6 protein-coding genes are annotated in these 5,531 nt (G+C 65.4%); 3 read left to right on the plus strand and 3 right to left on the minus strand.

Annotation, left to right across the window (positions count from 1 at the left end):
* Window positions 1–92 precede the first annotated feature (92 nt).
* The 3 genes from ACGFIS_RS35640 to ACGFIS_RS35650 all read right to left on the minus strand — a co-directional run bounded on the left by ACGFIS_RS35640 (window position 93) and on the right by ACGFIS_RS35650 (window position 2,653).
* On the minus strand, window positions 93–1,376 hold the full coding sequence (locus tag ACGFIS_RS35640; protein WP_392973824.1) for an IS701 family transposase: 1,284 nt from the start codon (window positions 1,374–1,376) through the stop codon (window positions 93–95).
* 180 nt (window positions 1,377–1,556) lie between these two features.
* Window positions 1,557–1,757, minus strand: a complete 201-nt coding sequence (locus ACGFIS_RS35645; RefSeq protein ID WP_392973825.1) for a DUF397 domain-containing protein — start codon at window positions 1,755–1,757, stop codon at window positions 1,557–1,559.
* A complete protein-coding gene (locus ACGFIS_RS35650; RefSeq protein WP_392973826.1) occupies window positions 1,754–2,653 on the minus strand; it encodes a helix-turn-helix domain-containing protein in 900 nt (299 codons plus the stop codon). The genes ACGFIS_RS35645 and ACGFIS_RS35650 overlap by 4 nt, the downstream gene beginning before the upstream one ends.
* A gap of 313 nt (window positions 2,654–2,966) precedes the next feature.
* Here ACGFIS_RS35650 and ACGFIS_RS35655 point away from each other — a divergent pair, with 313 nt between their 5' ends.
* Genes ACGFIS_RS35655 through ACGFIS_RS35665 form a run of 3 tightly spaced genes read left to right on the plus strand, consistent with a single transcriptional unit; the run spans window position 2,967 to window position 4,449 of the window.
* Window positions 2,967–3,335 (plus strand): hypothetical protein, encoded by a 369-nt coding sequence (locus tag ACGFIS_RS35655; RefSeq protein WP_392973827.1) that lies wholly within the window; start codon window positions 2,967–2,969, stop codon window positions 3,333–3,335.
* The gene (locus tag ACGFIS_RS35660; protein ID WP_392973828.1) at window positions 3,332–3,970 is read left to right on the plus strand and encodes a hypothetical protein; all 639 of its coding nucleotides are present in this window, start codon (window positions 3,332–3,334) and stop codon (window positions 3,968–3,970) included. The genes ACGFIS_RS35655 and ACGFIS_RS35660 overlap by 4 nt, the downstream gene beginning before the upstream one ends.
* A gap of 17 nt (window positions 3,971–3,987) precedes the next feature.
* Window positions 3,988–4,449, plus strand: a complete 462-nt coding sequence (locus ACGFIS_RS35665) for a hypothetical protein (protein ID WP_392973829.1) — start codon at window positions 3,988–3,990, stop codon at window positions 4,447–4,449.
* The last annotated feature ends 1,082 nt before the right edge of the window (window positions 4,450–5,531 follow it).

Here is a 5,531-nt window from a genome sequence, read left to right on the forward strand (position 1 = left end):
TGGGTGAAATGCCGCCTCTGTCGTGCCAACGACCTTCCCTTCCGGTTCTCCCCAACCCTAGTTGGGGACCTGTCCGGAAGATCCGGGGCGCCTCAGATCAGTTCCGAGTCGTCGGCGTCGTCGGGATGGTGTTCGGTGGCGGCTGTGACGGCGAGGTAGGTGTAGGCGAGCAGGGCCAGGCAGGTCCAGCGATGCCAGGACCTCCAGCGGGTGGTCTGGCCTTTGTCCAGGCCGCAGGCCTGTTTGGCGAGCTGGTGGTCCTCCTCGATCTTCCAGCGCACGGTGGCGACGGCCACCAGGCGGGCGAGCGGGACGGGCTGCGGGCTGTAGCAGCGGTAGTAGGACAGTTTGCGGGTGTAGCGGTGCCGCCGCACCAGCAGAACGGCGCATCCGGCCTGGTCACCGGCCTGGTCACCGGCCTGGTCACCGGCCTGGTCGCCTTCGGGGGCGTCGTCGGGGGTGATGGCGAGCATGGCCCAGTCGTAGGAGCGGACGCCTTTGGTGCCGGTTCCGGTGCGCATGCGCTGCCATCCGCCGTCGCCGATCAGCCGGACGGCTTTGCGGGCGGTGGTGGTGTGCGGGCCGAGGGCGATGGTGTGGTCGTGCTTGACGGCCATCACATACCCCATGCCCAGGCCGCGGACGGTGCGGCGCAGATCGCGGCCGCCGTACACCTCGTCCCCGGCCGCGAAGGCGGCGCCGATCCCGCGGTGGCGGGCGTGGGCGAGCATGGTGGCGGCCAGTTGCGGCTTGGTCGCGAACTCGACCTGTTCGGGGACGCCGGCCAGTTCGCGGCGTTCCTCGTCGGCCGCCCAGTCGCGGGGCAGGTACAGGCGGCGGTCGATGATCGTGTGGCCCCGCGCGGTGGCGAGGGTGAGGTTCACCGTGACCTGGCACAACGCGACCCCGCCCAGGCTGCCCGAGTACTGGCGGGCCGCGCCGACGCAGTCGGTGGAGGACTTGGCGTCGCCGGTCTCGTCCACGATGAACACCGCGTCCCCGCCGACGTCCCCGCCGACGTCCCCGCCGACGTCCCCGCCGACGTCCCCGCCGTCATGGATGTCGGTCAGGTGCTCTGCGGCCCAGACCGCGGTCTCGTCCAGGACCTGGCGCTCGTCCCACTTCGCCCTCGACAGCAGGTGCTGCAGCCGGTGCGGGCCGGTGTGCCCGAGCGCTTCGCCGAGCGTCCAGCAGTTGTGGTCCTCCAGCTCCATCAGCAGGCCCAGCACGAAGTCGCGGACCAGCCGCCGCGGCTCGCACCTGCGGAAACAACCCGCGATCCGGGCCATCACCGCATCCAGGAAACCGGCCCGCCGCTCATCATCGGCATGCGCTATCGTGCCCCAGACGGCCGTCGGGGTTTCTGTTTTCGTCACACAAAACAACGATCCGGGCGGCCGTCCCGCATGTCCGGGACTCCACCCGATCGTGATCATCCCCGCCTGCCCCGCCGACCAGCAGCGACATCCCCGAAGTCACGATCTACAGCTGCCGTAACTGACAGCGCGCGCACGATAGGCCAAGCATTGACGTGGCTAGGGAGGCGTCGTGGGCTGTCAGCGGTCTAGACGGCCGGCTTTCACGTGGTTGAGGAGGTCAGTGAACGTGGTGCGGTTGAGGATCAGGGGGGCACCCTCGGGGTTCTTGCTGTCGCGGATGCCGATGGCGGACGGCACCTCTGCGACCTCCACGCACTCCTGTTCGGAGTTGCTGCGGCTGCTCTTGCGCCACTTGGCCGCAGCGAAGTCACCACTCATGGTTCGTTCATCTCCCTTGCTATCTGCCGGAACAGCGCCGAGCTGGCCTCCTGCGACAGGGCGTTGTCCCAGATGGTCTTGAACGCTTCGGCGTAGCGGTCGATCTCCTGGGGTTTGTCTAGGTACAGGGCTCCGGTGAAGCCTTGCACATACACCGTGGGGGGCTCGTGGTTGCGTCCGTCTCCGGTGGTCGGAAACCGCATCAGGATGAACGGCCCGGTCTCGAGTCCCTGGTGCGCGCCTGACGAGAAGGGCGCGACACGGACGAAGACATTACTGCGCTCGTTCAGCTCTGCGAGGTGGTCCAGCTGGGCCGCCATGACTGAGGTCCCGCCGATGGTGCGGCGAACGACGGCCTCGTTCAGGGCGACTCTGAGCGTGGGTGGAGCGGTCGGACGGGTCACCAGCGTCTGGCGCTGGATACGCAGCTGCACCCGACGGTCGATCTCCTCGTCGTGGAGGCGTGTGTTGTTCCTGATGACCGCACGGGCGTAGTCGGGGGTCTGGAACAGGCCCGGGATCAGCTCGGGCGAGTACTCCTCGCGGCTGACCGCTGCCCCTTCCAGCCCGATGAACAGGTCGAAGCCGTCCGGGATAACGTCGCCGTAGGCGTGCCACCAGCCCTTTCCCTTGGTTTCCTTCGCGAGGCCCATGAGGGCCACTTTCAGATCCTCCGGTGCCCCGTAGACGCGGCACATGAGCTCGACGTCGTGAGACCGTAGGGACGTTTGACCGGTCTCGATCCTCCACATTTTCGCTTCGGACCATTCGAGCGCTTTCGCGGCAGCTTGCACTGTTAGGCGTGCGTTTGTCCGAAGCTCGCGCAGGTACCGGCCGAGCTGCCTTCGAGGGACGGTTGACCCCGTCGCGGTGTCCGTCACCTGCATCACCTCCATCCCGGGGCGGTCTTTCACTCGAAATGAAAGCATCACCCCGCACGATTCGCAATGAGTCTCCGACCTGCGGAAATTCGGCCCGGAGATTCACTCTGAAACCTTGCAGTCCTGGTTTTCATGGTGCTCTACTCAGAGTCAGCACGGAGGTAGTTCGCGACAATCCGTGATCTCGGCGAGCCGGTCAGGGCGCCCGTTCCGCGCTTCGCCACAGGAAAGGAACAACCACCCCACGCACCGAAGAGGCCGAACATGAAGATCATCAACGGATACCCCAGCTCGGACGGCAACAGCCCCACCCTCAGGACCTGAACCCGTGGGAGCGCATGCACGGTCTTCCGAAGCGCGCTACATCTCTTCGCCCCCGGAGCCGAGCCAGGCGAGCGGCCCCGCCACGCTGATCCCCCAGCGCGAGCGAGTCGCCTTCCTGACAGGTCTGGCCAAGGCGTTCGCCCACATTGAGGGCATCGTCACGGTCTTCACCGATGCTCAGGGATACGTCGTCCTCAACGTGATTCCCCTGGGCGTGCCCGGACGAGTTGTCACGGTCGGTTGCCGCTACTGCCGAGACGGGGCGTGGTGGCTCTACGACGTCCGCACCGGCGAGGCCATCGGGCCGGCGAACGCTTCGAAGGCGGCAGCACACCAGATCAGAACCCGGATAGAGAAGGCAACAGCGGCATGACTCTGGCGGTACCGGACTACCCCCGCAAGCAAGTCGGCAAGGTCGCCGAGATCAACGGCATGAGCATCGCCGACGGCCCGTGGATTGCCGTCCACGAGGCGTTCAACGTCACCGGCCTCAGATCCGGTGTGCTCGTGCGCTGGGAGGAAGAAGGCTTCATCTCGGTTGCCCAGCACGCCGAGCGATCGCCGCGGCGCTACCTCAAGCCGGAACTGGAGATCGTCGCTACCTTGGGCACGAATGCTCCGCCCACCCTGCGGAGCCTGCGCTACTACGTGAGAACCCGCCTCGGCAGCGAGATCCAAGACGATCAGCCGGCGAGCTCAGCAGAGCCAGCCCGCCAGCACCCGGACCATGCCGGAACAGACGATCCGGAGGGGGCGGTATTCGCGGCCGCACTGGCGAACCTGCTTCGCGGGCAGAAACTCTCGCCCGAGATGGTCTGTGAGCGGCGGCTGCTCGTGACCAGGGATGTGGACTCGCGGGGTGTCGCGATCGAGTGCCTTCGCCGAGCGAGCGACGGTGACCGCTGGTGGTTCAGCTGGGGCGGCGGCGTCTGGCTGTGCGAGGCCGACAATCCGACCGAGGCCCTGGTGCAGGTGAAGGCCGCGCTGCGCAGGATCGGAGACCCGTGATGGCGGCGAGTGGGCCAATGGCGTACACGGCCAAGCCGGCAGCCATGGGCGCACTGATCTCGACCCTGTTCGCCGACAGGCTCTTCGAGCACGGCATCCCTTACGTGCGCGTCGGCCTGATGACGGTCTACGTAGAGGAGTGCACAACGGCGCAGTTGGCGGACATGAAGCGCCGTCCCGCCGTCGAGGCCATCGCAGCGGCCCTCGGCGTCGTAGCCAAGGCATGGGACGAGGCAATGGCCATGCACGGGATGTTCCGCCAGACGATCGACGAGTGCCAACGGCGGGTGCGTCTGGAACTCGAAGAGATCCTGGACGAGCACACCGCGCTCATTAGGAAGGCGGCCGAAACGGGAGAGCACGGGCCGAACCCGCGTGTGGAGCCTCAACCGACCGAAGCCGACCGGCACGAGCGGCTGCCCGCCCAAATGCGCACCATGGGCGCGGACCCGGTTCCCCGGCGATCTGGACCGCCGTAGAGATCGCGCCCCATTGCGCAGAGGCGCTCGGGATGCGGGTCCTGGGGCCGCCAATCATCGGGCGGTTCCAGGCCCCCTCCATCTGCCAGGCAGACGCCCCCGCCCTTACCCGTTCCTGTCCGGTCCCCGACCTGCCGTTTGGAGCAACTGCCTCGCGGGACAGCGCGCATCGATGAGGTTGGCGTGACGGCTTTGAAGGTCTTCGCCGCTGACCGGTGTGACGGCACGGGGATGCGAGCCATTTCGTGCGGCTCGGTGATGGCGCGCGATAAGTACTGTTAAGTCGACGCGTCTCGGTGTGCAGGTGATGGCAGAAACTGGCCCCTGCGGGTACTTCCAAGCGGCGATCGCCATCTCATCGCGCGTAATATACGGCCCGACCAAGTGGCGCGCATTGCGGCGCCACCGCACCTGGCCGCACGCCAAGCATCTTTGGTGTCGTTTGTCCGTTATGGCGCAGGCGATCCCCTGTTGATCTAGATCATTTCTGTTATGCCTGGAACTCGAAGTTGCGTTGATGCGTCTATTAGCTTGATCTGAATGTCCGCTGAGGACATCAACAGAAAGGAATCAATGAGCCGAGAGGGTCTGGAGGGCTAGATCATCCATGGTCGAGCGTGCCTTGGGCGCGGTCGGCCACTCAACCGTGTGGATCTCGTGTGGTGTTATCGGCTTGGCGCTCTTGTGGGTGATCGCCTTTGTGGTGATTGCTCGCCGGCGGGGCATCACAGAGATGACATTCGGACTGAAGGTGATCGGGCTCTCTGTCCACTGGAAAGCAGACAAAGAGACAACGGAACCATCTAATAACGACAGTAGCAGCTAACAGCTTTCAACTAGCCAGCTGCGAATAATGCTCGGGAGGCATCTCCTTCCCGATGAAGGACTGCCCGCCCGGCACATCTATCTGGCAAATGGAGCTGAAACAAGATCAGCAACCTGCGGGCCATATAGATGCCATATCATTCAACTTATCTCGAAGACCGACCCATCACGACGGTGGGTCGGTCTTTTGATATTCTCGCCTATTGATCTCACATCTCCGGAGATCCAAGTTTTTTTCCGGGGCCGCACGCCCGGCG

The sequence above is a fragment of the Spirillospora sp. NPDC048824 genome (assembly GCF_043198455.1).
Classification (GTDB): Bacteria; Actinomycetota; Actinomycetes; order Streptosporangiales; family Streptosporangiaceae; genus Spirillospora.

What these genes read in the sequence shown, in the direction of transcription:
- ACGFIS_RS35650 (WP_392973826.1), bottom strand. Translation starts at nt 2,653, where the DNA reads ATGGAGGTGATGCAGGTGACGGACACCGCGACGGGGTCAACCGTCCCT.
- ACGFIS_RS35660 (WP_392973828.1), top strand. Translation starts at nt 3,332, where the DNA reads ATGACTCTGGCGGTACCGGACTACCCCCGCAAGCAAGTCGGCAAGGTC.
- ACGFIS_RS35665 (WP_392973829.1), top strand. Translation starts at nt 3,988, where the DNA reads ATGGCGTACACGGCCAAGCCGGCAGCCATGGGCGCACTGATCTCGACC.
- ACGFIS_RS35645 (WP_392973825.1), bottom strand. Translation starts at nt 1,757, where the DNA reads ATGAGTGGTGACTTCGCTGCGGCCAAGTGGCGCAAGAGCAGCCGCAGC.